Genomic DNA, 25,235 nt, shown 5'->3' on the forward strand with positions numbered 1-25,235 from the left:
CCGAGAAGGAAGACAGCAACACATTGATCAATGCGAATTCCGCTCAGGATCACCAGCTGACGAATCGGCGAACGCTGCAGGCGGCCCGTTCTGGGCCGCAAGCGGAGATAACTTGACGCTATTCGATGACCCGATCGGCACGAGCGAGAAGCGATGGCGAAATGTCGAGACCAACCGCCTTGGCGGTCTTCAGATTGATTTCAAGTAGGAGCTTGGTCGCCTGTTGGATCGGGATGTCGGCCGGGGTAGCTCCGTTTAGAGCTTCGCCAACTTCATCAGCCCAGAGGCGGAAATAATATGGATAATCGGGTGCATACGAGAGAAATCCCTGTCCGCGTTCGACAAGGTCAGGCCACCAGGTGATGGACGGCAGGCGATATTTCACCGCCAATTCAAGTATCAAGTCGCGGTGGCCGAGATTGGGAGGAAATCCGTTGGCCATGAGCGCGTTGATCGATTGCTGACTCATGCTCTCGAAGGCCTGCCGGTATTCGGACTCGTCCGCCGAATGCTCCAGGGGGAAGCCAACCACCGAAATGCCTAACCGGCGGCCGGCGTCCCTGGTAGACTGTCCCCATGCGCCGTCCCATTCAGCACGATTTGACAGGTAGGCGACGCGCGATGCCGAGGGGACAGCTTGCAACAATATCTCGAGGTGCTTTCCTTGCATCTCGATGCCGGCGTCTAATGAAACGCCAGTGATGTTGCGCTCCGGCCTTCCCATGTTTCTCACGATCCCGGCGGCCACCGGATCGCCAAACGTAGCTACTATCGGGATCGAGGCTGTCTCTGCTGCGATCTTTAGAATGAGCTGATGATCGAACCCGAGTGCTATGACATCGGGTGCTGCTTGCACGATCTTACGGGCAACGTCTCCATAGTGCTCCGGTTGGCCGTCCGTAGTATATCGATCGATGATAAGGTTCTTCCCTTCGACGAACCCGATCTGAGGCAATCGATTGAACAGGGTGGCCCAAACGTTCTTCGAGGCCCATTCTGGACTGGCTGCGCAAACCGCCAGACGATGAACCTTGTTTACTTCCGTAGCTTTCAATGGCCTCGCGGCCGTGGCGGCCAATAGTGCGGCCAGAAGCTCTCGCCGTCGCATCTGTCCTCCCTGAAAGCGAAGTCGTTATGACGGGAGCCTAATATCCTGTCGCCTCGGGTGCCAGAGGCTTCCGCTTCGGGTCAACCGCGCCGTTTTGAGCAGCGGTGGGAAGCTTCCGCTTTACCCCTGACCCCGGACATCTCGCCGCAACGCGTCAACGGCTCGCGCGTTGCTGCAATACAGCGCTATTCGATCACCTCATCGACACGAGCGAGTAAGGTGGGCGGCAAGGTTAAGCCAAGTTGTTGCGCAGCCTTTCTATTTACGACCAACTCAAATTCGGTAGGTGCTTGGACAGGCAACTCGGCAGGGCTTGCACCGCGCAAGATTCGATCAACATAAGATGCTGCGCCGGCATAAATCCTGTTAATGCTGACTCCGTAGGACATGAGACCGCCAGCCGCACAGTAGAGACGCAGCGGATAGATCGCGGGCAATCGAGACTGCGCGACCAGCGCAATAATGTGATCGCGTCGGACGGACGTGAGTGCATCGGGAAGAAAAACAAGGGCGCTGCTAGGCTTTTCCTTGAACGAACGAATTAATCGATCAATATCCGAAGCGTCACCATTCGGCGTTTCGATCGATGCAATTCCGATTTCGTTTGCGACTGCTTCAATCGAGTCACGAAAGGCAGCCGAATTATTTCCTGGTTCAGGATTGTACACGATACCAAGATGCTTGATGTTCGGGCTGACCTCCTCGAGGAGAGCAACCCACTTTCCGCCTAAGGACGGTTCAAACGGCGTAAAGCCGGTTGTATTGCCGCCGGGTCTGGCAAAGCTTTCAACATAGTGCATTCCGACGGGGTCGCTTACCATGGCGAATACCGTAGGGATGTTGTAGTGCTCGGCATGAAGCGCGGCCATCGACGTGTTAGTTGTTGCGAACAGAACGTCGGGCTTTAGAGCGAGCAACTCGCGGGCATAACCTCGCGTCAGGTCAGTGTCACCACCAGTGAATCGATACTCAATCTGCAAGTTGCGGCCGACGGCCCACCCTCGCTCTTTCAGCACCTTTTCAAACGCTCCGGTGCTTAGCGGACTGGTGACAAGCGCTCCTATCCGCCGGATACCGTCCTGCGCCTGGGAGCCCCAAGCTGCGAAAGTGCTGCCTACGAGTGCGATGAATTCCCGCCGCTTCATCTGATCCGCCTCATTTACCAACAATAGCACAGTTAATAGGGATCGTGTTGTGCGTTGCGGCGAATGAGATTGCTGTAGTTGTGCTTCGGGGTCACTAGCTGGCATTCCCAACTCGCAAGAGCATGCCCGCTCTGCCCCCGAGGCGGACGTCCGCGCATCAGCGCGATCAGTTCACGCTCGCCAGATAGCCGGCAAGAATTGTCCGGCTCTGGCTGAGGGTCTCGATGCGTTCGTCGATCAGGCCGACCTGCCGAGCGAGGATTCTGCGCAGCTCATTGCACGGCGTGAAAGCCGGATCGTTGTTCCGAACGCACGGGAGCAATTGCTGGATCGTCTCGAGCGTCATCCCGGCAGAGCCGAGCATCTTGATCCGCCGCACAGTCTGCTCTTCCTCCGGGCCATAGTCGCGATAACCGGAGGCGGTCCGCTGCGGCGCGAGCAACCCTTCGGCCTCGTAGTATCGCAACATGCGGACGCTGATGCCCGTCCTTCGGGAGAGCTCGCCAATTTTCATCTGAAAACCTCTTGACCCTGACAGCGCTGTCAGACCGTACAGACTGTGCCCATCCAAGTCATGCCGCTTGTGAAGGGAGCAATGATGAAAGCCTACCATTTGAACAGCCATGCCGGGGCCGGTCGCCTCGTGCGAGCCGACGTGAGCAAACCCGAGCCCGCCGATGGTGAAGTCCGCATCCGGGTCGAAGCGGCAAGCCTGAACTACCGGGATCTTCTCATCCTCGACCGCGCGGGCGAGAGCGAGCTCAACGGCCGCGTGCCGCTCTCCGATGGTGCCGGCATCGTTGACGCCATCGGCCCCGACGTCGGGCAATGGCAGGTCGGAGACCGCGTCGCCGCGTCGTTCTTCCGCGATTGGGTCACCGGGCCGTTCAAGTCCAGCTACGTTCCGTCGTCGCTCGGCGGCAACGCGACGGACGGAATGCTGGCAGAATATGTGGTGCTGCCTGCAACCGCGCTCGTCCCCGTGCCGCCGCACTTGTCCTCGCTCGAAGCGGCCACGCTGCCCTGTGCCGGCGTCACGGCCTGGCACGGTCTCGTCACACGCGGCGCGATGGGCAAAGGCGATCTGCTGCTTGTCCAGGGCACGGGTGGCGTCGCACTGTTCGGCCTTCAATTCGCGGCGGCGCTCGGCGCGCGCGCAATCGTGATCTCATCCTCCGATGAGAAACTCGCCCGCGCCAGGACACTGGGCGGCTCGATCCTCATCAATTACCGCGACACGCCCGACTGGGACGCCGCTGTGATGAAGGCCACGGGCGGCGCAGGCGCCAGTCATGTTCTGGAGCTCGGCGGCCCCGGTACCTATGACCGGACGCTGCGATCCCTCGCTTCGGGCGGCAAGATCATTCAGATCGGCGTCCTGACGGGGTTCGGCCCGAAGCCGGATCTCGCCCGCCTGCAATGGGAGAATGCCGACATCATCGGTGTCACGGTCGGATCCGTCGAACATTTCACGGCGATGAATCGCTTCCTGACCGACCATGCGATCCATCCGATCGTGGATCGCATCTACGGTTTCGAGGATGTCCCCAAGGCCTATGCTCACCTTCGGAGCGGCTCACATTTCGGCAAGGTCGTCGTGACGCTTTAGATCGCCGACGGCGGAATGCGCCCGTGTGCAGGGCAGATATATACACTTTCAACATGTACTCTAGATCGGGTACTTTTTTGTCTGCCACAACTACCCCTAGAGGGCACGCTGGAGGGCAGACACATGGGTATTGGCAAGCTGTCAGGCCACGCTGACAAAGCCCAATCGATTGCTGGCTGGGCGTTCTACGGCTTCAACTGGTTATTCCCGGCGGCCGTCATGAGCATCACGGCTTCGGCGCTCTGGTATTGGAACTCGTTTGGCTTGGCGGGGGCCCTCTTTGGAGGAGCGGCACTAGTGTTGATGCTAAGTGCATCGGCCGCACTATTAGGGATAGCTTACTCCTCATTCAAAGGGACGCTCCCCGTAAAGCAGTTAGATGGCAAAGCCAGATTTTTGGCAAAACTCGATGGCGCTGAACAAATGGAGGAGGCCTTTGAGAAGGCCAAACGAGTCATTATTGCTCGACGCGATGAATTTGAGGCACTTCGTATCCGGCTATTGAACCAGGAAATCAGCCACGACGAAGCGGAACGGGAATTTGAGACCATTAGGGAAAAGCCAAGCGGTATTATGGATGCCCTAAAAGACGAATGGATAGAGGCGGCCGGGCTTTTCGCCGGAGAGGAAGGCTCGCGATGGGTCTGGGCTTTGCAGAACGCATCCGAGATGGGAAACTATGTGCCCAACCGAGGGTTTGTTTCCATGAATCACGCCATGGAAATAGGCGCGGCGGAAGGTAAGCTGAAAGGGTTGGCTTCGTTACACGAGATGGCGGTTCCGAAGTTTCATGACGAGCAGCTGCAATTTCTCACTAAGGTGCGTGAGAAGTTTGGAGCCTAAATGAACCGGAAATATCAGCAGAGATTCGACCAACTTTTGCAGGCTATGATTTCTCAACCCGTACCCGGGGAAACGCCTGCAAAAAGAAGCTTGAGCATCAAAGCGGGCTGCTTCCGCAAGTTATGGCGATACTCGAGCTCGCGAAGGTAAAGCTGCAAGTGTTTCTTCGAAAACTAAACGTAAGTCCCGTTGATACCGCGCTTCACCTGAGACCAGAACGATTCGATCGAGTTAGCTAGTGTGCACGTCGCGCGCACGTATTCCTTGGCCGAGGGATCCATGTGTTCGTGGTCATAGCCATATCGCGCCTTAACAGCTTGAAGTTTGACGCCTCGTCCGTATGGACGCGAGAGCCTTCCTTCACCAACCGCACGACATGCGGAACGATATGCGCCTTGGTGCGAGCCTGCAGAGGTCGCCGCCTCACTCCCGCCCGAGACCAGGTTCTCGGTCATTGATCCCTTCGCCGGCTCATGCAACACGCTCTACTGGATACTGCGACACGTTCCTCATTCGCAGGGGCTTGCGTTCGAGTTGGACCCCAGCGTGCCTAACCAGGCAAAACATTGCCGCGCTCGATCGCCCGATCGAGCTCATCCAAGGCGACTACGACGCGGTCCTGGAAGAGCTGGCCCTCCCGGCACATGACTCCTTGATCGTCTTTGTCGCGCCGCCATGAGGCACGGCTATCGAAGAAGTCGAGGGTCTTGACCTGCGTCGGACCGAACCGCCGATCACCGACATCATTGCGCGAATGACTAACGCTTATCCCGATCGTCGCATACCTCTTTGCTATACAGGTATACGAGAAGGTGAACGTGGACTCGATGGCCGAGTTGAAATCCGGGGTGGACTGGTCGACAGCCAAGACCTCAACGTGCCCGGACGTAATCATGGCCTGTTGTTGGGCACGAAAGGCTGGCAACCGTAGTCGCCGCAGTGATTGCACCACGGCCGAGATAAAAATCGCAAACTTGCCAACGCCCGATGGAATGGCGAGGCCAACCTACGATGGCTTCACCTTTACCAACAACGGCTGCTTCGATCAGCCTTTTTGAATGACTTCTGCCGCCCTGCGGATGACGCCGATGACCGGGGTGCGTGTTCTGGCCGGCCTGAAGGCGGATACCGCTTGTCGCGGCCGGCGAATTTTCGAGGAGGGTTCGAGCTTCCCGTTCGTTCCTTTCACTACGGCGAAAGCCGAACCCTCCTCAACATATGCCCTCATATGTGCCGTGGGCGACAATCGATGGGAGATGTCTTCAAGACCTGATGAACGCGAGCAGGTCGGGGTTGAGGACATCAGCATGGGTGGTGAGCATGCCGTGGGGATAGCCGGGATAAGTCTTTAGCGACCCGTTCTTGAGCAGGTTGACCGCACGCGGCACGGTACTTGCGAATGGGACAATTTGATCCGCCTCGCCATGCATCACCAGCACCGGCACGGTGATCTTCTTGAGATCCTCGGTATAGTCTTCGAGCCAGGAGTCGACAGTCGCATAGTGAGCGAGGGCACCACCGGCCATGCCTTGGCGCCACCAGTTCGCGATGATGGCCTCCGAAGGCTTGGCCCCCTCGAGATTGTAGCCGTAGAACGGGTTCTCAGGGACGAAACGGTAGAACTCCGACCGATTGCCCAACATACCTGCTCGGATATCTTCGAACCACTTCGGCGCTTGACCGGACGGATTGTCCTCGCTCCGGTACATGTTCGGTGTCAGTGAAGCGACCAGCACGGCCTTCGCGACGCGCGCCGGGTGGCGAGCAACATAGCGAGCGACCTCACCGCAACCCGTCGAATGCCCGATATGGATCGCATCGCGCAGGTCAAGGTGTTCAGTCAGGGCCGCGAGGTCTTCAACCCAATGATCCATGTCGTTGCCGGTGCTGGGCTGCTCGGACCGACCGTGGCCGCGCCGATCGTGCGCGATCACGCGATACCCGTGCTGAAGGAAGAACATCATCTGGGCATCCCAGTCGTCCGCTGACAGCGGCCAGCCGTGGCTGAATACGATCGGCTGACCCGATCCCCAATCCTTGTAGAAGATGCTCACGCCGTCTGTAGTCGTGATCGTCGACATCGAGTCGCTCCATCTGCGCTATTGGATATTTGTTGAAAGGTTTGCGGACGCGTGTCTAAAAAAAGCAAGCAGACCCGAGCCGATCAGGCCACACATCGCGGCCCCTGGCTTTCCAAATGACACGATGTTCAGATTTGCTGAAGACGATACGAGGCTTCGGCGATGACATCGTTCGTTGTCCTTTTCTTGGTTGAAGACTGTGAAACGGTAAATCCCTCTTTGGCTCCTGACCAAGACCTTGTAGGCTTCAAGCTATGCCTGGAAGATATACGAGGGACTCATGGAGCTCCGGCACCTGCGCTATTTCGTTGCCGTCGCTGAAGAAGGCAGCCTGCTGACCGCGGCCCAGCGGCGACTGAACACGTCGCAGCCCTCCCTGAGCCGACAGATCCGCGACCTGGAGACCGAGGTCGGCGTACAGCTCTTGGAGCGCCAGCCGCGTGGCGTGGCGCTGACCGCCGCCGGAAGAGTGTTTCTCGATCACGCACGGCTGGCGCTCCTGCAAGTCGAGGCGGCGACAGACGGTGCCCGGCGCACCGCGCAACCGCAAAGACCCGTCCTCTCGATGGGATTCCTGGTTGGGTTGGAGGTCATGTGGCTCCCCCAACTGCTACGCATTCTCCGTGAGGAAGCACCGGAGATCGAAGTCACGCTGTCTACGCAATCCTCCCCGGAAATCGCGCTCGCGTTGATGCGAGGAAAGTTGGACGTCGGCTTCCTTCGGCCCGAAAAGGAGAGTGCCGGCGTGATCTTCAAGACGCTGGCGAAGGAGCCCTTGATCGCCGTGCTGCCGGCTGACCATCGCTTGGCATCGCGTAAGAGGATTCGGCCGCAGGATCTCGCTCGGGAAATCTATGTCAGCTCGGCAAGAACCTCCCCGGTGTTGCAAGCCGTCATCGATGATTACGCATCAAGGATCGGGATTGCGCTCAAGGCAAAGTACGAAGGCGAGAATATCTCGTCGGCGATGTCGCTCGTGGCGTCCACGGGCGGAATTAGTCTTGTTCCGCTCTATGCACAGAACATGCTGGCACCCAACGTTGTCGCCAGAGCCTTGGAGGGAGGCACGCCAACAGTCGACCTGGCCCTGGGATACAACCAGGCGAATTCGTCGCCCTTGCTGCTTCGACTTTTGTCTCGCGCGGATGAATTGATCGCGAGCGTGCGAAATCAGAGCATCATTCGCTATGCCGAGGTTCAATAGCTTGCAGCCTGATCGCGGCCCGACCATGAAGCACTGCGTCGGAGGCCTGCGACGCCATCGCCGCCGCTAAGGTCGCGGCGTTGGCTGCGGCGACGGTGTCGCGGCAGGCTGCGGCGACGCTGGAGCAGAAGGTTGCTGCTGCGGTGCTACGACCGGTTGCTGATCGCCGCCACCATGCGGGACGCACGTCCCTACGTTGCTGAGCGGCCGCTTAGCCTCGATATCGCGGGCTTTCCTGTAGTCGCTGCGGCGATCGATCCTCGTTGCAGCCGTGCGATCCCACGCCTCGAACGCGTCGGCATAGTGCTGCCGCATCTGCTCCTCGGCGGATAGGCAGTCGCTGAACTTGTCGAACACCAGATCAGTGTTGACGGGTGAGACGCCGCCCACCAAGACGACCAACATCCATTTCATGATACGTGCCTAACAATCGTGCCCGCTAACGGGAACGGGGAGGCGTCGGCAAAGTTCCGAGCTGAGCCGGGCGCCGGCGATCACGCGCGCAGGGAATCGCAGCAGGAACACCGTGTGGCCATCTTCGAGGCGCCGGCCGTTGGCGGGCCCTCAGGATGACAATCGCATGTGCGCCTTCGTTTTGAAGAGCGCCGATGCGCGCGCTCGGGTCGCGCAAAATGGCATATGCGATTGGCCTCCTTTTGCTATGCTCTGGTAAGCTAACGATATACGCACTCGCCCCACGCGGGGTTCTCGTGACCACACCGCCCGGAAGGACAGCTCATGAATCTCAAAGCCGTCGTGTTCGACGCCTACGGGACGCTCTACGACATCCAGTCGGTCGCTGAGATCACCGAAGAGGCCTTTCCGGGCTATGGCGAGATGATCACGCAGGTCTGGCGGATCAAGCAGCTCGAATACACCTGGCTGCGCTCGCTGATGCGACGCTACCAGGATTTCGCAGCCGTGACGCGCGACTCGCTGGCCTATACGCTGCGCGTGCTCGGGCTGGCCTATGAGAACGACGTTTTCGAGCGTGTCATCGACAAATATCTGCACCTCGATCTCTATCCGGACGCGACCGCGGCACTCACGGCGCTGAAGCCGCGAAAGCTGGCCATCCTCTCCAATGGCAGTCCTGACATGCTCAACGCTCTGGTGCGCAATTCGGGCCTCGACCGCCTGCTCGATGCCACCCTCAGTGTGGACGCGAAGAAGATCTTCAAGCCGAGCCCGCAGGCCTACGAGCTGATCGGCGAGGTGCTCGGCACCGCGCCCGAGGAAGTGCTGTTCGTCTCCTCCAATCCCTGGGACGTCGCCGGCGCAAAATCGTTCGGGCTGAACGTTGCCTGGATCGAACGGGTGACGCCGGAGGCGATGGCACTGGCTTGCGTCGAGACCGAACTCGTGGCACCGCTGACCATGTTCAAGGCGATCCGCACCCAGATGGACGAGCTCGGCTTTGCGCCGGGTCATCGCGTCCGCTCCCTGTCGGAGCTGGCCGGGATCATCAAGGGATGACACGGGGATCGCCTCGGCCTCGTCGACCACCCGCAAGACTGGAATGAGCTGACTGGAATGAGCCTGGAATCCGTTCGCGCCTTCTTCGCCGAGAAAGCCCCCGACATATCAGTCATGGAATCCCCGATCAGCTCGGCGACCGTGACGCTGGCTGCGGAAGCCTATGGCGTCGAGCCCGGCATGATCGCCAAGACGCTGTCCCTGCGCGTCGGCGAGCGCGTGATCCTGATCGTTGCGGCCGGCACCTCGCGCATGGACAACAGGAAGGTGAAGGCGCAGTTCGGCGGCAAGCCGAAGATGCTGGGGCTGGAAGAGGTCGCCGACATCACCGGCCACGAGGTCGGCGGCGTCTGCCCGTTCGGGCTGAAATCACCGCTGCCGGTCTATTGTGACATTTCGCTGAAGGCATATGACGTGGTGGTCCCGGCCGCAGGCTCGACCCACAGCGCCGTCCGCATCACGCCCGAGCGGATGGCCGAGCTGACCTCGGCCGAATGGGTCGATGTCTGCGAGCACAGGCCATAACTCGGGTGCCTGGTGCATTTGCCGCTCAGGCAGGCTAGTGTGATGACCATGCCCGACGACAAGGTGAAACGACGACTGACGACCGTGCTGTGCGCTGACGTGTACGGCTATTCCAGGCTCATGGAAGCGGACGAGACCGGAACGCTGGAGGCGCTCCGCCGCTCGCGCGCGGCCATTGCGCGACTGGTCGAGCGTCATGACGGCCGCATCGTGAATACCTGGGGCGACGCCGTGATCGCCGAGTTCGCCAGCGTGGTCGAGGCCGTGCAATGCGCGATCGAGATCCAGCAGGAAATCTCCCGTCAGGATTCCGACGCGCCGCGGGCGAACCCGATGCAGTTTCGCATCGGCATCAACCTCGGCGACGTGATGGTCGACGGCACCAACATCTATGGCGACGGGGTCAATATCGCCTCACGGCTGCAAGAGCTGGCTGATCCCGGCGGCGTCGTGATCTCGAGCTCCGTCTACGATCAGGTGCACAACAAATTGTCGGTTGGCTTCGACTGTCTCGGCCAGCGGGCGATGAAGAACATTGCGCCCCTGACCAGCTATCGGGTCACCCTGGGCGGCCACCCCGCCGGGCCAGCAAGCATCCCGATCGAGCCAAACCGGGCTCCCTCAGAGCGCGCGCGCGGTGCGTGGATGGACGACAGGCGCGAGCCATCGTCGTCCACGAATGCCGTTTCGGATTGGCTGGGAAAGCTGCCCCGCCCGATTGCAGCGGCGCTCACGGTCTCGGCCTTCCTGATTCTGATCAATCTGTTCACCGGCGCGCACAAAATCTGGTTCCATTGGCCGGTCGCGGTCATTCTCCTTGGCGCCGCCTTGCGGACGGTGCTCGGACGTCGACCGGAACAGGACCGCCGCTAGCCAGCGTCAATCGTCATCATTGTCGTACGGCCGTGGCTGCAGCTGCTGAGGTGGCGGCGGCACATCGTTGTAGCGCGGCGGCGCGGCGCGATTGCGCGGAACGGGCTGTTGCGGCGGCATCTGATTGTTGGACTCGAACACCGCGCGGCAGCCGCTGGAGAGTTGCGGCGTGTTCTGTCGCAAGCACGCCGTGATGCGGGTCACATCCGGAATCTGGTCGCTGCACAGGCGCCAGACGTCCGGCGTGCAGGCCATCTGCTGCTCCATGGTTCCGCGATATTCCTCGGCGAATGCTGCGCTCTGCGCGATGCCGCCGATCGCGAGCGCCACACCCAGCGCAATCCGCTCTGTTCGCATGTTCCGATCCTTCCAATTCGCTCGATTTCTCTTCAATCAATGAGGCGCGGACAGGTTCTGGACCAACAACAAAATGTGAGAAAGCGGCTGGAACCTATGCCCCTCCGTCGGCTTGGCAAAAAGTCTTGCCGGGGGGCGTAAGGAGGGACTCTGCCATGGGAGAACTCGCGACCATCGACGTCGCCCTGGACGAGATGCTGGTGAACCTGGCGGCGGTCGTCCTGCGGCTGTCGAAGCCCGAAATCACGAGAACGCCGGAAGCCCGCCGCGCGTTGACGCAATCCGTGCATCAATACGCGGTGTGCGCCGCGCGCTCGACCGACCCGCGCGTGCATGAATTGAAGACCGAGCTCGAGAAGACGCTGAAGCCGACCTTGCGCATTGCCGCGATCGACGGCGTGAAGGTGTCGTAGTTGGAGATGGTGGGCACGGCGCAAGAGCGCCTTTGCCCATCCCACGATAGCCGCTTCGAGGATCAACTAGAATCTAGCCGGCTTTGCCACCCTTCTTCGGCTTCCGCTTGCAGGTGCCCGGCAGCTTCGCCGCGAGGAAATCGCCGAGCACCTCGACGCGCGCTGGCCTCGGGCCGCCGGGTGGGGTGACGAGGTGCACGGCGCCTTCGGCTTGCTTCCAGTCTTTCAAGATCACTTCGACGGCGCCGGAGGAGATCGCATCGCCGACGATGAACTCGGGCAGCTCCGCGATGCCGAGACCCGACAGGAGCGACGGCATCAGCGCCTCGCCGTTATTGACGCGAAGCAGGCCGCCGGGGCGGACGCTGGCCTGCTCGCCCGCAGAATTGGTGTAGTGCCAGATATTGGGCGTGGAGAGATAGGCGTAGCTGAAGCATTTGTGCTGGGCGAGATGCATCGGATGCGTCGGCCGGCCGTGCTTCTTCAGATAGGACGGCGCCGCCACGGTGAAGCGCGGCATGGTGAAGAGCCGCCGCGCGATCAGCGAGGAATCCGGCAGCCGCGCGATCCGCACCGCCATGTCGAAACCTTCGCCGATCAGATCGACGGTCGCATCGCTCAGGTGCAGATCGACCGAGACCTCCGGATAGGTCTCGAAGAACTCCGGCAGCAGAGGCGCCACCGCCTTGATGCCGAACGTCATGGGCACCGCGAGCCGCACCAGGCCGCGCGGCGCCACCGATTGCGCCAGCGCCTCGTTCTCCGCGGCCTCGCCATCGGCGAGCAGCCGCGTGGCGCGATCGGCGAGCTTGTGGCCGGCATCGGTCAGCGCAAGGCGGCGCGAGGTGCGGTTGAACAGCCGCGCCCCTAACCGCTCTTCCAGGCGGGTGATCGCCTTGGACACCGTGGCCTTCGACGTCGTGAGCTCGCTTGCAGCCCCCGCAAACGACCGTAATTCCACGACTTTTGCGAAAATCGCGAGCGCCTCGAAATCGGGCAGTTTGGCCATGGCGGGAGTCCGTGACGGATCGATATGGAAACAATGTGTTTCAACAGTTTCTATTTCTATAACACAGGCGGCGGCTTATCCAAGGCCGATCAGGAATTCACGACTGGAGAAATCCGATGATCGAACTCAGACCTTTCGACAAGCTCGGCGGCGCCGATCACGGCTGGCTGAAGGCAAAACATCATTTCTCCTTCGCCAGCCATTATGATCCGAACAACATGGGTCATGGGGCGCTGCGGGTGTGGAACGACGACGAGATCGCGCCGAACACCGGCTTTCCCGCCCATCCCCACGCCAACATGGAGATCATCACCTATGTGCGTGAGGGCGCGATCACCCATCAGGACAGCCTCGGCAACGAAGGCCGCACCGAAGCGGGCGACGTGCAGGTGATGAGCGCCGGCAGCGGCATCCGCCACTCCGAGTACAATCTCGAGCCGACCAGGACGCGAATCTTCCAGATCTGGATCGAGCCGACCGCGCGCGGCGGTCAGCCGACCTGGGGCTCGAAGCCGTTCCCCAAGGCCGATCGCTCCGGCAAGCTCGTGACGATCGCGAGCGGCATTGCCGAAGACACCGACGCGCTGCCGATCCGCGCCGATGCGCGGGTGCTCGCCACCACGCTGAAGGCCGGCGAAAGAGCCGAGTACGAACCGCAGAAGACGCGGCACCTCTACCTCGTGCCTGCGGCCGGCGCGGTCGAGATCAACGGCGTGCGCGTCAACGCCCGCGACGGCGCGGCGATCCGCGACGAGAGCAAGCTGACAATCACGGCGCTGGAAGATTCAGAGCTCGTGCTCGTCGACGCCGCGTAACACCCAACAACCAGCCATCGCATCCAATCCCAACGGAGACCACCATGACCAAAGTTCTCGTCCTCTATTATTCCGCCTATGGCCATATCGAAGCGATGGCCAATGCCGTCGCGGAAGGCGCGCGCGAAGCCGGCGCCACCGTCGACATCAAGCGCGTGCCCGAGCTGGTGCCGGCCGAAGTCGCCAAGGCCTCGTATTACAAGGTCGACCAGGCAGCCCCCGTCGCCAAGATCGAGGACCTCGCCAATTACGACGCGATCATCGTCGGCACCGGCACCCGCTTCGGCCGCATGGCCTCGCAGATGGCGAACTTCCTCGACCAGGCCGGCGGGCTCTGGGCCAAGGGCGCGCTGCACGGCAAGGTCGGCGGCGCCTTCACGTCGACCGCAACCCAGCATGGCGGCCAGGAGACGACGCTGTTCTCAATCATCACCAATCTCCTGCATTTCGGCATGGTGATCGTCGGCATGAACTACGGCTTTGCCGGCCAGATGAAGCTCGACGAGGTCACCGGCGGCGCGCCCTACGGCGCCACCACGATCACCGGCGGCGACGGCAGCCGCCAGCCCAGCGCCAACGAGCTTGCCGGCGCGCGCTATCAGGGCCGCCAGATCGCGGAGACCGCGAAGAAGCTGCACGGTTAAGCTTTACGCGCGATCGGCTGCATGGCTGATACGACTCGGGCGGCATTCTTCTTACGGGATGCCGCCCCATTTATGTGGGCAACAACGACACGGCTCACGACACGCAGGACTTGTTGGACGCAGGACTTTTTGGACGCAGGACTTACGAGACACATGGCTTTCGAACTTCTCTTGATTGCACAAATGATCCGCAGGCCGGCCCAGGCGCTCGCACGGCGCTGGTATTGCCGCAGCTTGTTCCGCGCCTCGCGCGGCCGTTTTCACTGTGCCGAGTGCGCGGGATCGTCGTCCGTCACGCCCGCGTGATATCCGCGTGCGGCGGGACGCTGACATCAGGCACGGATGCGGGTGCCGTTGAAAGCCACCAGCCGTCGCCGGCGAACCAGCAGGTCTCGTCAGGCTGGTCTCCTCGCCGCAACGATTGCACACCCTCCCAGCCTTTCGCGAATGCCTCGGCCAGCCGCCGGCCTGCCTCTTCATCCTGAAGTCCCGCGCAGCCGATGAACTGAGCCCGGCTCAGAAATTTCGCCGGCCAGGCCGCGCCCTGCTCCGGGCGCGTGACCATCAACATGCCGCCCAGCACACCGGCCGGGGCCAGCGGAAACACCAGCCGGCCGCCGGGCCGCAATGCATCCAACCATTCGGTCGCCGGCTGCGCCGCGCCCGCGCAAACATAGATCACGTCGACATCAGGCAGATCGGAGGCAACGCCCGAGCGCTCGCGCAGCTCGACAGTGCCGATGTCCTTCAAATTCTCGCGCGCAAGCCCGGCAAGGCGCTCGTCGATCTCATAGGCGTAGACGCGGCCATCGGGCCCGGCAAGCTCGGCGAGGATCGCCGTGTAGTAGCCCGTGCCCGCGCCGATCTGGAGCACGCTCTCGCCTTCCCTGACAGCGCAGCCGCTGAGCCAATGCGCGTGCGCGCCGGGCATGCCGATGTTGATGCCCCGCTCCCGATCCAGCGCCAGCAGCGCGTTCTGATAGAGATAGGCGGGATCGTCATCGGGCGTCACGACATAGGGATGGCCGCCGAGCGAGATCGACCACGGCCCGGGCCCCGCGAAGGCCTCGCGCCTCACATTGCGAAACGCCCGCTCGAGACGAGGGTCCGTGGCCCTGGCCGCGGCGCAGATCAATTGTGCAAAGAACGCGCGATATTTGTCCGAACGATCGGGCATGCCGCCTCCTGGCTGAGGCCGTCACGATAGCACAATTCATGCGATATTCGGGTGACCGCCGCAACCGGCGACGGATCAGCGCGTCTTGCCCATGGCACGCGCGGCCAATGCTGCCAGCCTTGGATGACGGCGCAGTCCCTGCGCGGCATGGTCGCGCAGAACGAAAGGCAGACCGCGCCAGGACAGCGCGACGCTGACATCGGTCAGCGGCACCGGCTCGGCGCCGAAGCGGCGCTTGTAGTCGTGATTGCCGATGCTGAGATCGAAGCGCCGCACGCCCTGCGCATGCAAGGCCGCCATGGTGCGCTCGGTCACGAGCAGCCCCGGCGAGCAATTCGCCCACCGCTTGCCGGCATGGCCAATGCGCAGCAAATAATAGGTCGCGCCGTATCTGACACCGTACGTGGTCGCCACAATGCCCTCGTCGCAGACGAGCGCCGAAATCACCGCATAGCCTTCGGCAACGCCCTGCCGGGCGACATCGCGGTAGAAGCGGGCATGGGCCGCGTCGTTGAGCACGAACGGCGAGCCCAGTTGCTGCATGCGCTCCTGCTGCTGCACATCGATGACATCCAGAAGCTCGTGCGCGCGCGCAACGTCGGTGGCGATCTCGAACCGCGCGCCGGCATGGCGGCTGAACACGCGCCAGCAGCGCGGCATCTGCATGCGCTTGATCGAGGCCTGATAGTCCGCATAGTCATCGCCGGTCAGCACGAGATTGCCGTTGAGCGAGCACGAGCCGGAACGGCCGAGCGACACCAGCGGGTTTGGCTTGGCGCCGACATAGGACGGCATCTTCTTGAAACGAAGCAGGTCGAAACCGTCGGGCAAGGCGCGCAGGCCATCGACCAGTGCCGCACCGATCGCCTCGGCGCCGGGCGCATCGAAACTCGCATCGCATGCAACGATCGGCGCGTTGTTGTCGGAGACGCCGAGATCGGCAAACTCGACGATACGGACGCCGCGCCTTAAGTGGCTGAACATCGGCACCAGCGCGATGTCCTTGGCCGTCGCCGTGTCGGTGATGACGGCGATCAGCGGCGCGACGCCGTGAAACGCTCCGTACCAGGCTCCCAGCCAGTAACCATGCTGAAACGCGGTGCGATGTCCGGCGTCCAGGCGCAATGCGGCCTGTTGCCAGTCACGCAGGAAATCGACTGAGATTCCCGACGTGCTGGATACCCGACCGTCTAGCTGCTCGAGGCTGAGAAACGCCATTTGCGGGGCATACAATTACTGAACACGCCCAGATAGATTATGTTTTGCCGCAGACCACAAGTTACGTCGCTGCTTATCGTTAAGCGGTTACCGTCAGCGCCCCCGCATGCGCGGCTGCGACATCTTGTCAGTGATCGGGTTCCGCTTGCGCAATGCATTGGAACCTGGCCAGGAAGTGCAGCCCTGCGACCGCAAGCGCGAACATGAACCAGACCGGATTCTGCCGCTCGACCAGGAAGGTTTCGGTCACCCCGAAATACAGGCCGAACAGCCAGATGGTCAGGAACAGCTTGCCTAGCGCGTTGCTGCGGTTGTGGGCCTGGACCTCCTGGAAATTGCGCAGCGGCTCGAGCACGAAGATGAGGATGACGAGCAAGAGGCCCGGCAGGCCGATGGTGACGGCCAGATCGAGATAGCTGTTGTGGCTATGCGCCGCAGTCACCGCCCATTCCGAGCCCTGAATGGTCTTTCCCTCCGCCGCACCGTCCCAGAACGCCGCATAGCCATGCCCGGTGATCGGCCTTTCCGCGACGGCTCCGAGTGCAAACTCCCAGATCTCGGAACGGCCGGTGAAGGTGGGGTCGATCGGAAGCGCCCGCGTAATGCTGCCGAGCACCGGGCTCACGACGCTGCCGACCGTCAGCAGGTTCATCACGATCAGCGGCGCGAAGCAGATGATCCGCTTCAGCCACAGGCTCCTGATGACGTAGACCAGCGATGCCAGGGCATAGATCACAAGGCACAGCACCGTCGACGTCTTGCCGCCGGTGAAGATCAGGAAGATGCCTGATAGCAGCGCGATCGCTGGCCCCAGCACGAAGGAGCCGGCGGATGACAGGTAAATGCCTATATAAACCAGGATGGACATGACCGGCGAGGCGATGTTCTTGTGGCCGAAGCTGCCACGCCAGTCGCCGGCAAGCTGCGGCTCGGTGATGTCGAGCGCGGTGTGGATCGCATAGTGCGGGGCAAGGATGATGCCGAGATAGCACGTCACCAGCAGCACCAGCGCGGCGCCGCCGAGGCACAGATTGAAGCTCCGTTGCGTCGGCGGCAGCAGCGGCACCAGGACGGCAAGCGTGGTTGCGCTGGCCGCGAGCACGAAGCGCTGGATCGAGATTTCGCGGCTCTCGGAGAACGCGAGATTGATCATCATCCAGCCGATCAGGCAGAGATGCAGCGGTGTGACCAGGCTTCTGAGCGAGGGCGCGTCGGCCGCGAGGGTGAACAGCACCGCGACCGCCGCCAGCAATCCGAACGACATGTAGGTCGTCGCCAATCGTCCGCTGACGATGGCTGCGACGTCGGGGTTGCGCAGATCTGGAAACGGATCGAGCGTGATCAGGACCAGCAGCAGGGCCGCGACGGCAATCAGGCAACGCGCCGCGTTCACGGCGTTGAACTTCGCCAGCGCATCGCGCAGCGCCTGGCCCGGCGAGCGGGCCTCGACGTCGGTCATGTCTGCGGCGCTGCGATCCATGCCTCACGGCCTGACGGGAAGATGAGGGACCCCAAAGGCTACCTCGGGTCTACCCCATCCCCGTTAACCATCCGTCAACCAGCATGCCTGAGGCGGCAGGAACCCGGCTCTGCCGCGCGACGCTGAGCGCCATCTCGTAATATTGCAGCGCGCGCTGCTCCAGCGTCAGATTATCGAGAATATAGCCGCGCGGATCGAATTTGCCCGCGGTGCAGCCAGCCCAGAAATCGCTCCAGTGCTCCTCGAAGCCGGCCTGGTCGGTGAACTTGAGCCCGCAGCGATCGTCCCAATAGGGCACCGACGAGACGGGCGCGAACTGGACACGGTGCGGATAATAGTCGGGATCTCGCCACGGGCCACCGGGATCCCAGGCAAACACCGGCACGCCGCAGGACAGCGCCTGCTGATAGGCGATGCCCTGACTCTCGTTCTGGCACAGGAAGATCATCGAGCGCGAACGCGCTAGCGCGGACCGGTAGTCCTCCTCCTTGTAGCTGCCGTAACGCAGCTCGGTGAAGGAGCGGCCTTCCCTCGTCAGCCGTGCGCGAACCGGCTCGACCATTTCAGGCACGTGGCGCTCGCGATCCAGGCTGACCTTGTCGTAGATCAGGACGTCGATGGTCTTGTCGCGCGGGCGCGACGGCGCCCACTGATCCGTGTCGATGCCGACGGGCCAGGCTTCCGTCTCCGGCCAATGCGGCCGGTACATCTCGGCATACCAATCGCCCGGCACCAGAAATTTCTTGACCGGAAGCCGCTTGAACAGGTCGGGATCGTCGAACGGATGGTTATAGGCACAAACGCCGAGCAGGATCGGGTTCTTCCACGCAAACTTGTCGAGCAGGAATGCGCGACCGATGATGCAGGCGACCTCCTCCGGGTGCTGCGCGATGTAGCGGTAGTCGTTGACGCGGTAGCGGATGCCCAGACGATCGAGCCCGGCACAGAGATTGAGGAACACGCGCAGCTGTCCGCTCATGCGCGGCTCGCCGAACAGCATCTTGCGCGCCATGCGCCGCAAATGGCGGTCGCCGGGAAACCAGCGATCGTCCTTGTCCTCGAAGAACAGGTTGAGGATCATGTCGTCGGGATCGTAGTCGAATGTCTTTGCGGGCACTTGCATCCATCCGCGGCATCAGGGCCTCGCATTGTCGCATGAGACCGGCTGTCGCACCTCTCGAGATCAGTGACAGACTTAACGCCACGGGCTTAACGGTAATCTACGAAACCGATGATCCGGGTGGCCTTCGCAACAACGATTTCGTCCTTATGTGGGTATCATACGCGTGCCCAGACCGCGGCTGCGGGCCGCCTGGTTAACAGATCCTTAAACACGACGAGCCCTCGCTTGACCCTCGCCGACGCCACGCTAGATGCACCGACCGCCGCGCCCGCGGCCGCGGATGCGCGTGCGGCAACGCCGGTGGTGTCGGTCATCGTCCCTGCGAAGAATGCTGCGGCCTATATCGGCGAGACCATCGCAAGCGCGCTCGCGCAAGATGGCGTCGCCGAGGTGATCGTCGTCGATGACGGCTCAACCGACGACACGATTACCATCGTCCACGCCATCCACGGTCCGCGGCTTCGCCTGATCAGGAACGATGCCAGCGGCGTGTCGGCCGCGCGAAACTTCGGCGCACGGAATGCGCGCGGGGACTGGCTGATGTTTCTCGACGCGGATGATCGGCTGCGGCCGGATGCAGTGACGACGCTGCTGGCGGCGGCAAAGGCCGCGCCGCGCGCCGTGCTGGTCTATGGCGACTACAACACGATCGACAGCGCGGGGCGGTCGATCGGCCGCCGCGATCTCTTGAAGGGACGCCTCAAGCCCTCCGGTCAGGTCCTGGAGCGGCTCGCCGGCGGCAATTTCATCGTCAACGGCGGCATCATGCTGGTTCGCGCCGACGCCTTCCGCACCACCGGCGGCTTCGACATTTCGCTGCGCTATTGCGAGGACTGGCACTGCTGGTGCCGGCTCGCCGCGACCGGCGAGTTCGCCTATGTGCCAAAGCTTCTGCTCGACTACCGGCTGCACACGGCCAACACGATGAACGCGGCCGTGCGAACGCCGCAGGATTTCTTCCCGGCGGTGGCGCGCGTGTTCGGTGACGAGCTCATCCTTGGCAAGCTGCCATCGGGCGCGGCAGCGCGGCTGCGGCGGGCGGCCGAGATCCATCTCGTCACTTATGCCGCGACGCAGGCCGTCCGCTTCGGGCGACATCGCGACGCACTTGCCTATCTCGGCATGGTCGGCCGGCGATCGCTCAAGGCGGTGCCGCGGTCCGCGATCAAGATCGCGCTTTCCTATTTTGGGATCTAGCGTCTCGGCGCGAACGCGTCAGGAGACGATCTTCGAGGCCTCATAAGGCTTCGGATCGAAGCCGAATGCCGCGAGCGCGGACCCGACGGCCACCAGCAAGGGGTGCATCGCAACGACAGCCCTCGATGACGTCAGCAGGCGGACCGAGCGCACCAGGGACAGCGGCAGTCGTCCGAGCGTCTGCGCAAACAGGCGCGCCCGTGCCGCCACACCGCGCGCGGCTTTCGATCGCGCACGGTAGTTGATCACCCCGATGCGCAGGCCCCGCCTGGCGATCCAGCCGAGCCTGGTTCGGCTTTGCGGCACGGTCTCGGTGATGATGGCTTCCGCGGTCCAGTGGAAGATCATGCCGGCATTGCGGCCGCGATAGAAGAAATCGCAATCGCCGCCGCCGAGAAAATTGAATTGCAGATCGAAGGCGGGGCTGCCGAGCCGGTCGAACGCGGCGCGCGTGATCAGGCAATTGCCGCAGCCATAGATCATCGGCACGGCGCCGGTGTAATCGTAGGCAGGACAGAAGGCCGGATGACGCGCGAGCCAGGGCCGGCTGTCATCGTCGAACACCGGCAGCACCGGTCCGCCGACAATGTCGGCGCCGGTCGCCTCCGCCGTGCGAACCATCAGCTCGAGCCAATCGGGCGACGCGATCTCGTCGTCGTCGATCATCAGAAAGCGGGTCGCGGAGGGAAACACCGCCTGCGCCGTCTCGAACGCGGCGTTGATCGCCTGGCAATTGCCCTGCCGCTGCTCGACCAGGCAGATGCCTTGGAGCTTGCCGGACGCGAGGTATTCCGCAGCCACCGGAGCGCTCGCGCGCCCTGCCGCGTCGTTCTCAACCATGACCACCGCGAAAGAGCGCGGGGTGCGCTGATTGACCAGCGAATCCAGCGTGAGCCGCAGATGGTCGGGTCGGCGGAAGCAGGGAATGCAAACGACGATGCCGACCGAAAGGTCGATGACGCGCGAGCTCGCCGCGATCTCCCTGAAGGGATCGCGCATGGAATCCGAGATCCGGCTGGCGGACAAATCTGTCGGGATCAGCGTCATTGCGTTCTCAATGCCCGAGATATGTTGAGAAAGCCCTGCGTCCACTGTCCCGCGACGACACGGCGACACGAGACAGATGCGTGCCAAAATGAGCGGCCTGCTCGCGTGATCGAATTGCACCGCGACGACGATATTCCGGCCGTGAAACGTCCTATCATGCGCTCAACCGCTTTTGCGTGTTTTCCCTGCGAATTCCTCGGCGCGTGATACTGCAATTCGTAGTCCATCACGCGCCGGCAGCGCTGGCACGGACGATGCCGTAGTTAACGTGGGGTCCGATTAACCGGACTGTAAGCACCGCGATCGGTGATGTCCCGCGGCATCGGATTTGCTCTTCGATGTCGCCAGATTTTTCCTGTAAATTTGAGTCGAACAAGCGCGGTTGGAGAAGATGCACAAGTCGGCCACGATCGAGTTTGCAGCGACGGCCAAAGCGCGCCGCGGCGACGATCACGTCATCCTGCGACGGGCCTGAGGCCATGCGCGCGCAACCACGCCATCACGCTGCGATGCCGGACGCGCGCGCACCGCTGGGCACGCCTGGTAACGAACCGTTAATCACTGGGGAGCTGCCGGCACCGAGGCGGCACAACGACGCGGCGAATGGCGGCCTGCGCTTAAACGCTTTGTTTGCCATTTCGGTGAATAGTCCCTCAATGAGTATGGTTAATTTTCCCTGTTGCGTTGGTTGCGCACCTATATCCCCGGTGCGAGGCGTAAAGCGAAGAGTAACCCCTCAGCCCGCGACCGTTGGAATGAAAGCTGGGGACTATGCTTGACTATAACCAGCCGATTGATCGGGCCAGGAATCCGACCGGGTCGGAGGCCCCGCAGCGAAAATCCGAGGCCGGCTTTAGTGTGCTGGAACTCGCCAACCTGCTGTGGCGGCGCAAGATCGCGATTGCCTCCGCGGCACTGATCGGCGCGTGCGTCGCCGTCGCCGTCGGCAAGAGCCTGACACCCCGCTACACCGCAACCGCGCAGCTCTATGTCGACCCGCGCGAGCTTCAGCTGGTCGATCGCGAGCTGACGCCCCGCGCGCAGGACGTCTCCGGCATGTCCATGCTGGTGGAGAGCCAGGCGCGCCTGATCACCTCCAACAGCGTTCTGCTGCAGGTGATCCAGCAGGCGGGCCTCGACAAGGATCCGGAGTTCGGTGGCGAGAGCAAGACGCTGGCCTCGTCACTGCTCGGCCTGATCGGTCTGCAGCCCCGCGCGCCCTCTGCTGCGGAAACCAAGGAGGTGCAGCTCGCCGCCCTCGATGCGCTGAACAGGCACATCACGATCCGCAAGACCGACAAGAGCTTCATCGTCGACATCGAGGTCTGGTCGACCGATCCGGCAAAGGCGGCGATGCTCGCCAATACCCTGACCAACGCCTACCTCACGGAGTCCCGCAACTCCCAGGCACTCGCCGCACGGCGCGCCACCAGCGAATTGTCGGGCCGGCTGAAGGAGCTGCGCGAGCGGCTGCGCAATGCCGAGACCGCGCTCGCCACCTACAAGGCCCAGAACAATTTCGTCGGCACCCAGGATGCGCTGATCTCCGATCAGCAGCTCTCTTCGAGCAACCAGCGGCTGTCCGCGGCCCGCGCGGCGACGATGGACACACAGGCGCGGCTGGATCAGATCGAGGCAAACAAGCGGACCGCCGCCGATGCCGGCGCGATCCCCGAAGCGCTGCAATCGCCGACGATCGCAAACCTGCGCGCGCAATATGCCGATGCCCGCAAGAAATATGCGGAGCAGACCGCCGAGCTCGGCCCGCGCCACCCGGCGCTGCGGCAGACCGAGAAGCAGGTCGAGGACCTCAAGCGCACCATCAACGAAGAGATCGACCGTTTTGCACTGTCCGCCAAGAACGATCTGACTCGCGCCCGCGACTACGAGGCTTCGCTCAACCGCGCTCTGGAAGTGCAGAAGCGGCAGAGCGTGCAGCTCAGCCAGGCGGCCGTGCGCCTGCGCGAGCTCGAGCGCGAGGCCGACGCCAGCCGCGACGTCTATCAGTCCTTCCTCAAGCGGTCGCGCGAGACCGAGGAACAGGAAACCCTGAACACCTCGGCGGCCCGCGTCATTGGCGAGGCAACGGTGCCGCAGCGCCGCTCGTTCCCGCCGGGCATGACCCTGTTCGCGATGATCGGCTTCATCTTCGGCGGGCTTGCCGCCGCCTTCTGGTTCGTCGCGGCCGAGCATCTGTTCAACGGCGCGGCCGCACCCGAACCGGGCCGCCGCGAGCGCAAGCCTGCGCCCGACATTGCGAAGCCCCAGGTCGAAGCCGCCGCGCCTGCGCCCGCGCTTGCGCTGGTCGAGAAGCCGCTGATCGCCCGCCTCCAGGAGGCGGACGTGATCCGCACGCTCGGCGGCATTCTCGCAACCGGCAGCGGCGTCGATCTGACCCGGTTAGGCTGGCCGACACTTCGTCCCGGATTTCCGTTGACGACCCTGCTCAACGCGCTGCGCGACATGCGCGCCGCGATGGCGCGCCGCACCGGCAGCAAGACGACGCCCGTGATCGCGCTCGTCGGGGCCGGCCAGACCACGGGGCGTAGCGTGAGCGCGCTGAATTTCGCGCTCGCGGCCGCGCGCGACGGCAGCCGCGTGCTGATGATCGATGCAGATCATCAAGCGCACGCGCTCTCGAGCAAGGTCAAACGTCCGGGCAAGTCCGAAGCCGGCAAGGTCGGCTGGCTCGCGATCGGCAGCAAGACGACGCGCGAGATCAAGACCGTGAACGGCATCTCCGTGCTGCCGGCGACCGAGAGCGATGCCGGCAAGGCGACTGATGCCATCCGCAAGGCGATCGCGCAGGCGCGTGCGGCCGGCCGCTATGACCTCGTCATCCTCGACGGCCCCGCGATGCCGCTCTCGGCCGCCGGCCGCAAGCTACTCGATGACACCGACGCGCTGGTGGCGGTGCTGCCGACCAGCCTCGACATCAACGACAGCATGGAAGAGATCCTGACCGCGCTCGGCCCGGCCCAGCGCAAGCTCGTCGGCGTCGTGCTCGACGAGCTCACCCCGGCGACCCAAACGCGCCAGCGAGGCAAACAATATGCTTGAGCGTCGCGTCAATCTCGAGGGTCGGGCCGCAACCGCCGACGTGCCCCGGATCACCGTCGGCGGCCTGCGCATGGCCGCACTCGACCTGGAAGCAACCGCCGACTTCATGATCGAGGCGACCGACCAACGTCACCGTATCAGCCGCCCGCTGTACCTGACCTCTGCCAATGGCGAGGTGCTGGCGCGCTGCTCGACCGAGCCGCAGACCGAACGTCTGTTCCGCGCCGCCGATCTGATCAATGCCGACGGCCAACCGCTGGTCGCGGCCTCGAAGCTGCAGTCCTGGTTTCCCCTGCCCGAGCGCGTCGCCACGACCGACCTGTTCCATGTCGTCGCGCGCAAGGCGGAGGCGACCGGTCGCACCTTCTACCTGCTCGGTGCCAGCGAGGAGGAGAACGCCGCGGCCGTGAGGCGCGTCCAGAACATGTATCCAAAGCTCAAGATCGTCGGCCACAGCCATGGCTATCTCCGTGGCGAGGCGCTGCGGGCCAAGGTCGACGAGATCAACGCGCTTGCGCCCGACTTCCTGTGGGTCGCGCTCGGTGTCCCGAACGAGCAGGCGTTTGTCGAGGAGTACACGCCGCTGCTTACCAATGTCGGCGTCATCAAGACGTCGGGCGGCCTGTTCAACTTCCTGTCGGGCAGCCGATCCCGCGCGCCGCGGTGGATGCAGAGGGTCGGGCTCGAATGGGCCTGGCGTACCTGGCTCGAACCGCGCCGCCTGTTCTGGCGCTATTTGACCACCAACCCGCGCGCGATCTATCTTCTGTTCAGCCGCAACCGGCCATTCAATCGCTGAGACGCCTCGCGCATCCGCTCAGATCACGCCGA

General features: G+C 62.8%; 25 protein-coding genes and 1 pseudogene. 12 read left to right on the top strand and 14 right to left on the bottom strand.

The genetic code is table 11. The features are described 5' to 3' along the window. Positions 1–118: 118 nt before the first annotated feature. From XH91_RS30390 to XH91_RS30400, 3 genes are all read right to left on the bottom strand, one after another. Positions 119–1,108: an ABC transporter substrate-binding protein gene (locus tag XH91_RS30390; protein WP_128954014.1), complete on the bottom strand. Its 990-nt coding sequence runs from the start codon at positions 1,106–1,108 to the stop codon at positions 119–121. A 185-nt stretch (positions 1,109–1,293) separates the two neighbouring features. Continuing rightward, complete coding sequence (locus tag XH91_RS30395) at positions 1,294–2,358, bottom strand: ABC transporter substrate-binding protein (RefSeq protein WP_128954015.1); 1,065 nt, start codon at positions 2,356–2,358, stop codon at positions 1,294–1,296. Between the two features lie 61 nt (positions 2,359–2,419). Next, a complete protein-coding gene (locus tag XH91_RS30400; protein ID WP_128954016.1) occupies positions 2,420–2,767 on the bottom strand; it encodes a MerR family transcriptional regulator in 348 nt (115 codons plus the stop codon). 84 nt (positions 2,768–2,851) lie between these two features. On the opposite strand from XH91_RS30400, the gene XH91_RS30405 reads away from it, so the two are divergent. Together XH91_RS30405 and XH91_RS30410 are read left to right on the top strand one after the other, a co-directional pair. Beyond that, positions 2,852–3,862 carry a zinc-dependent alcohol dehydrogenase family protein gene (locus XH91_RS30405; protein ID WP_128955046.1) on the top strand — a complete coding sequence of 337 codons (1,011 nt, stop codon included), beginning with the start codon at positions 2,852–2,854 and terminating at the stop codon, positions 3,860–3,862. A gap of 123 nt (positions 3,863–3,985) precedes the next feature. After that, on the top strand, positions 3,986–4,705 hold the full coding sequence (locus tag XH91_RS30410) for a hypothetical protein (protein ID WP_128954017.1): 720 nt from the start codon (positions 3,986–3,988) through the stop codon (positions 4,703–4,705). A gap of 43 nt (positions 4,706–4,748) precedes the next feature. Here XH91_RS30410 and XH91_RS30415 read toward each other — a convergent pair. From XH91_RS30415 to XH91_RS30425, 3 genes and pseudogenes are all read right to left on the bottom strand, one after another. After that, positions 4,749–5,123, bottom strand: a pseudogene (locus XH91_RS30415) (IS1595 family transposase); the annotation flags it as partial. Between the two features lie 132 nt (positions 5,124–5,255). Beyond that, a complete protein-coding gene (locus XH91_RS30420; protein WP_128954018.1) occupies positions 5,256–5,573 on the bottom strand; it encodes a hypothetical protein in 318 nt (105 codons plus the stop codon). A 394-nt stretch (positions 5,574–5,967) separates the two neighbouring features. Further along, complete coding sequence (locus tag XH91_RS30425) at positions 5,968–6,786, bottom strand: alpha/beta fold hydrolase (RefSeq protein ID WP_128954019.1); 819 nt, start codon at positions 6,784–6,786, stop codon at positions 5,968–5,970. 280 nt (positions 6,787–7,066) lie between these two features. Here XH91_RS30425 and XH91_RS30430 point away from each other — a divergent pair, with 280 nt between their 5' ends. After that, the gene (locus XH91_RS30430; protein WP_128954020.1) at positions 7,067–7,990 is read left to right on the top strand and encodes a LysR family transcriptional regulator; all 924 of its coding nucleotides are present in this window, start codon (positions 7,067–7,069) and stop codon (positions 7,988–7,990) included. A 66-nt stretch (positions 7,991–8,056) separates the two neighbouring features. Here the strand turns inward: XH91_RS30430 and XH91_RS30435 are convergent, their stop codons facing one another. Further along, entirely contained in the window at positions 8,057–8,404 is a 348-nt protein-coding gene (locus XH91_RS30435; RefSeq protein WP_128954021.1) for a hypothetical protein, read from the bottom strand. A 324-nt stretch (positions 8,405–8,728) separates the two neighbouring features. Here XH91_RS30435 and XH91_RS30440 point away from each other — a divergent pair, with 324 nt between their 5' ends. Genes XH91_RS30440 through XH91_RS30450 form a run of 3 tightly spaced genes read left to right on the top strand, consistent with a single transcriptional unit; the run spans position 8,729 to position 10,864 of the window. Further along, the gene (locus XH91_RS30440) at positions 8,729–9,466 is read left to right on the top strand and encodes a haloacid dehalogenase type II (protein WP_128954022.1); all 738 of its coding nucleotides are present in this window, start codon (positions 8,729–8,731) and stop codon (positions 9,464–9,466) included. Between the two features lie 57 nt (positions 9,467–9,523). After that, positions 9,524–9,991 (top strand): YbaK/EbsC family protein, encoded by a 468-nt coding sequence (locus XH91_RS30445; protein WP_128954023.1) that lies wholly within the window; start codon positions 9,524–9,526, stop codon positions 9,989–9,991. Between the two features lie 48 nt (positions 9,992–10,039). Further along, entirely contained in the window at positions 10,040–10,864 is an 825-nt protein-coding gene (locus XH91_RS30450; protein ID WP_128955047.1) for an adenylate/guanylate cyclase domain-containing protein, read from the top strand. Between the two features lie 6 nt (positions 10,865–10,870). Here XH91_RS30450 and XH91_RS30455 read toward each other — a convergent pair whose 3' ends face one another. Then, positions 10,871–11,221 carry a hypothetical protein gene (locus XH91_RS30455; protein WP_128954024.1) on the bottom strand — a complete coding sequence of 117 codons (351 nt, stop codon included), beginning with the start codon at positions 11,219–11,221 and terminating at the stop codon, positions 10,871–10,873. A 155-nt stretch (positions 11,222–11,376) separates the two neighbouring features. Here XH91_RS30455 and XH91_RS30460 point away from each other — a divergent pair, with 155 nt between their 5' ends. Beyond that, entirely contained in the window at positions 11,377–11,634 is a 258-nt protein-coding gene (locus XH91_RS30460) for a hypothetical protein (RefSeq protein WP_128954025.1), read from the top strand. Positions 11,635–11,707: 73 nt separating this feature from the next. Here XH91_RS30460 and XH91_RS30465 read toward each other — a convergent pair whose 3' ends face one another. Continuing rightward, positions 11,708–12,643 (bottom strand): LysR family transcriptional regulator, encoded by a 936-nt coding sequence (locus XH91_RS30465; protein ID WP_128954026.1) that lies wholly within the window; start codon positions 12,641–12,643, stop codon positions 11,708–11,710. 116 nt (positions 12,644–12,759) lie between these two features. On the opposite strand from XH91_RS30465, the gene XH91_RS30470 reads away from it, so the two are divergent. After that, on the top strand, positions 12,760–13,458 hold the full coding sequence (locus XH91_RS30470) for a pirin family protein (protein ID WP_128954027.1): 699 nt from the start codon (positions 12,760–12,762) through the stop codon (positions 13,456–13,458). A gap of 44 nt (positions 13,459–13,502) precedes the next feature. Continuing rightward, the gene (gene wrbA / locus XH91_RS30475) at positions 13,503–14,102 is read left to right on the top strand and encodes an NAD(P)H:quinone oxidoreductase (protein ID WP_128954028.1); all 600 of its coding nucleotides are present in this window, start codon (positions 13,503–13,505) and stop codon (positions 14,100–14,102) included. A 292-nt stretch (positions 14,103–14,394) separates the two neighbouring features. Here the strand turns inward: wrbA and XH91_RS30480 are convergent, their stop codons facing one another. From XH91_RS30480 to XH91_RS30495, 4 genes are all read right to left on the bottom strand, one after another. Then, on the bottom strand, positions 14,395–15,279 hold the full coding sequence (locus XH91_RS30480) for a protein-L-isoaspartate O-methyltransferase family protein (protein ID WP_128954029.1): 885 nt from the start codon (positions 15,277–15,279) through the stop codon (positions 14,395–14,397). Between the two features lie 75 nt (positions 15,280–15,354). Further along, the gene (locus XH91_RS39100) at positions 15,355–16,497 is read right to left on the bottom strand and encodes a GNAT family N-acetyltransferase (RefSeq protein WP_164933668.1); all 1,143 of its coding nucleotides are present in this window, start codon (positions 16,495–16,497) and stop codon (positions 15,355–15,357) included. Positions 16,498–16,624: 127 nt separating this feature from the next. Beyond that, positions 16,625–17,977 (bottom strand): O-antigen ligase family protein, encoded by a 1,353-nt coding sequence (locus XH91_RS30490; protein WP_128954030.1) that lies wholly within the window; start codon positions 17,975–17,977, stop codon positions 16,625–16,627. 49 nt (positions 17,978–18,026) lie between these two features. Then, positions 18,027–19,094 (bottom strand): glycosyltransferase, encoded by a 1,068-nt coding sequence (locus XH91_RS30495; protein WP_164933669.1) that lies wholly within the window; start codon positions 19,092–19,094, stop codon positions 18,027–18,029. A 231-nt stretch (positions 19,095–19,325) separates the two neighbouring features. Here XH91_RS30495 and XH91_RS30500 point away from each other — a divergent pair, with 231 nt between their 5' ends. Further along, entirely contained in the window at positions 19,326–20,297 is a 972-nt protein-coding gene (locus XH91_RS30500; RefSeq protein WP_430648528.1) for a glycosyltransferase, read from the top strand. An 18-nt stretch (positions 20,298–20,315) separates the two neighbouring features. On the opposite strand, the gene XH91_RS30505 is transcribed toward XH91_RS30500, so the two are convergent. Further along, positions 20,316–21,344 (bottom strand): glycosyltransferase family 2 protein, encoded by a 1,029-nt coding sequence (locus XH91_RS30505; RefSeq protein WP_128954033.1) that lies wholly within the window; start codon positions 21,342–21,344, stop codon positions 20,316–20,318. A gap of 771 nt (positions 21,345–22,115) precedes the next feature. Between XH91_RS30505 and XH91_RS30510 the strand changes: the two genes are divergently transcribed. Then, on the top strand, positions 22,116–24,404 hold the full coding sequence (locus XH91_RS30510; protein WP_128954034.1) for a GumC family protein: 2,289 nt from the start codon (positions 22,116–22,118) through the stop codon (positions 24,402–24,404). Next, entirely contained in the window at positions 24,397–25,203 is an 807-nt protein-coding gene (locus tag XH91_RS30515; protein ID WP_128954035.1) for a WecB/TagA/CpsF family glycosyltransferase, read from the top strand. The genes XH91_RS30510 and XH91_RS30515 overlap by 8 nt, the downstream gene beginning before the upstream one ends. Positions 25,204–25,235: the final 32 nt, after the last annotated feature.

Source organism: Bradyrhizobium guangzhouense (genome assembly GCF_004114955.1).
In the GTDB taxonomy this organism is placed as follows: domain Bacteria; phylum Pseudomonadota; class Alphaproteobacteria; order Rhizobiales; family Xanthobacteraceae; genus Bradyrhizobium; species Bradyrhizobium guangzhouense.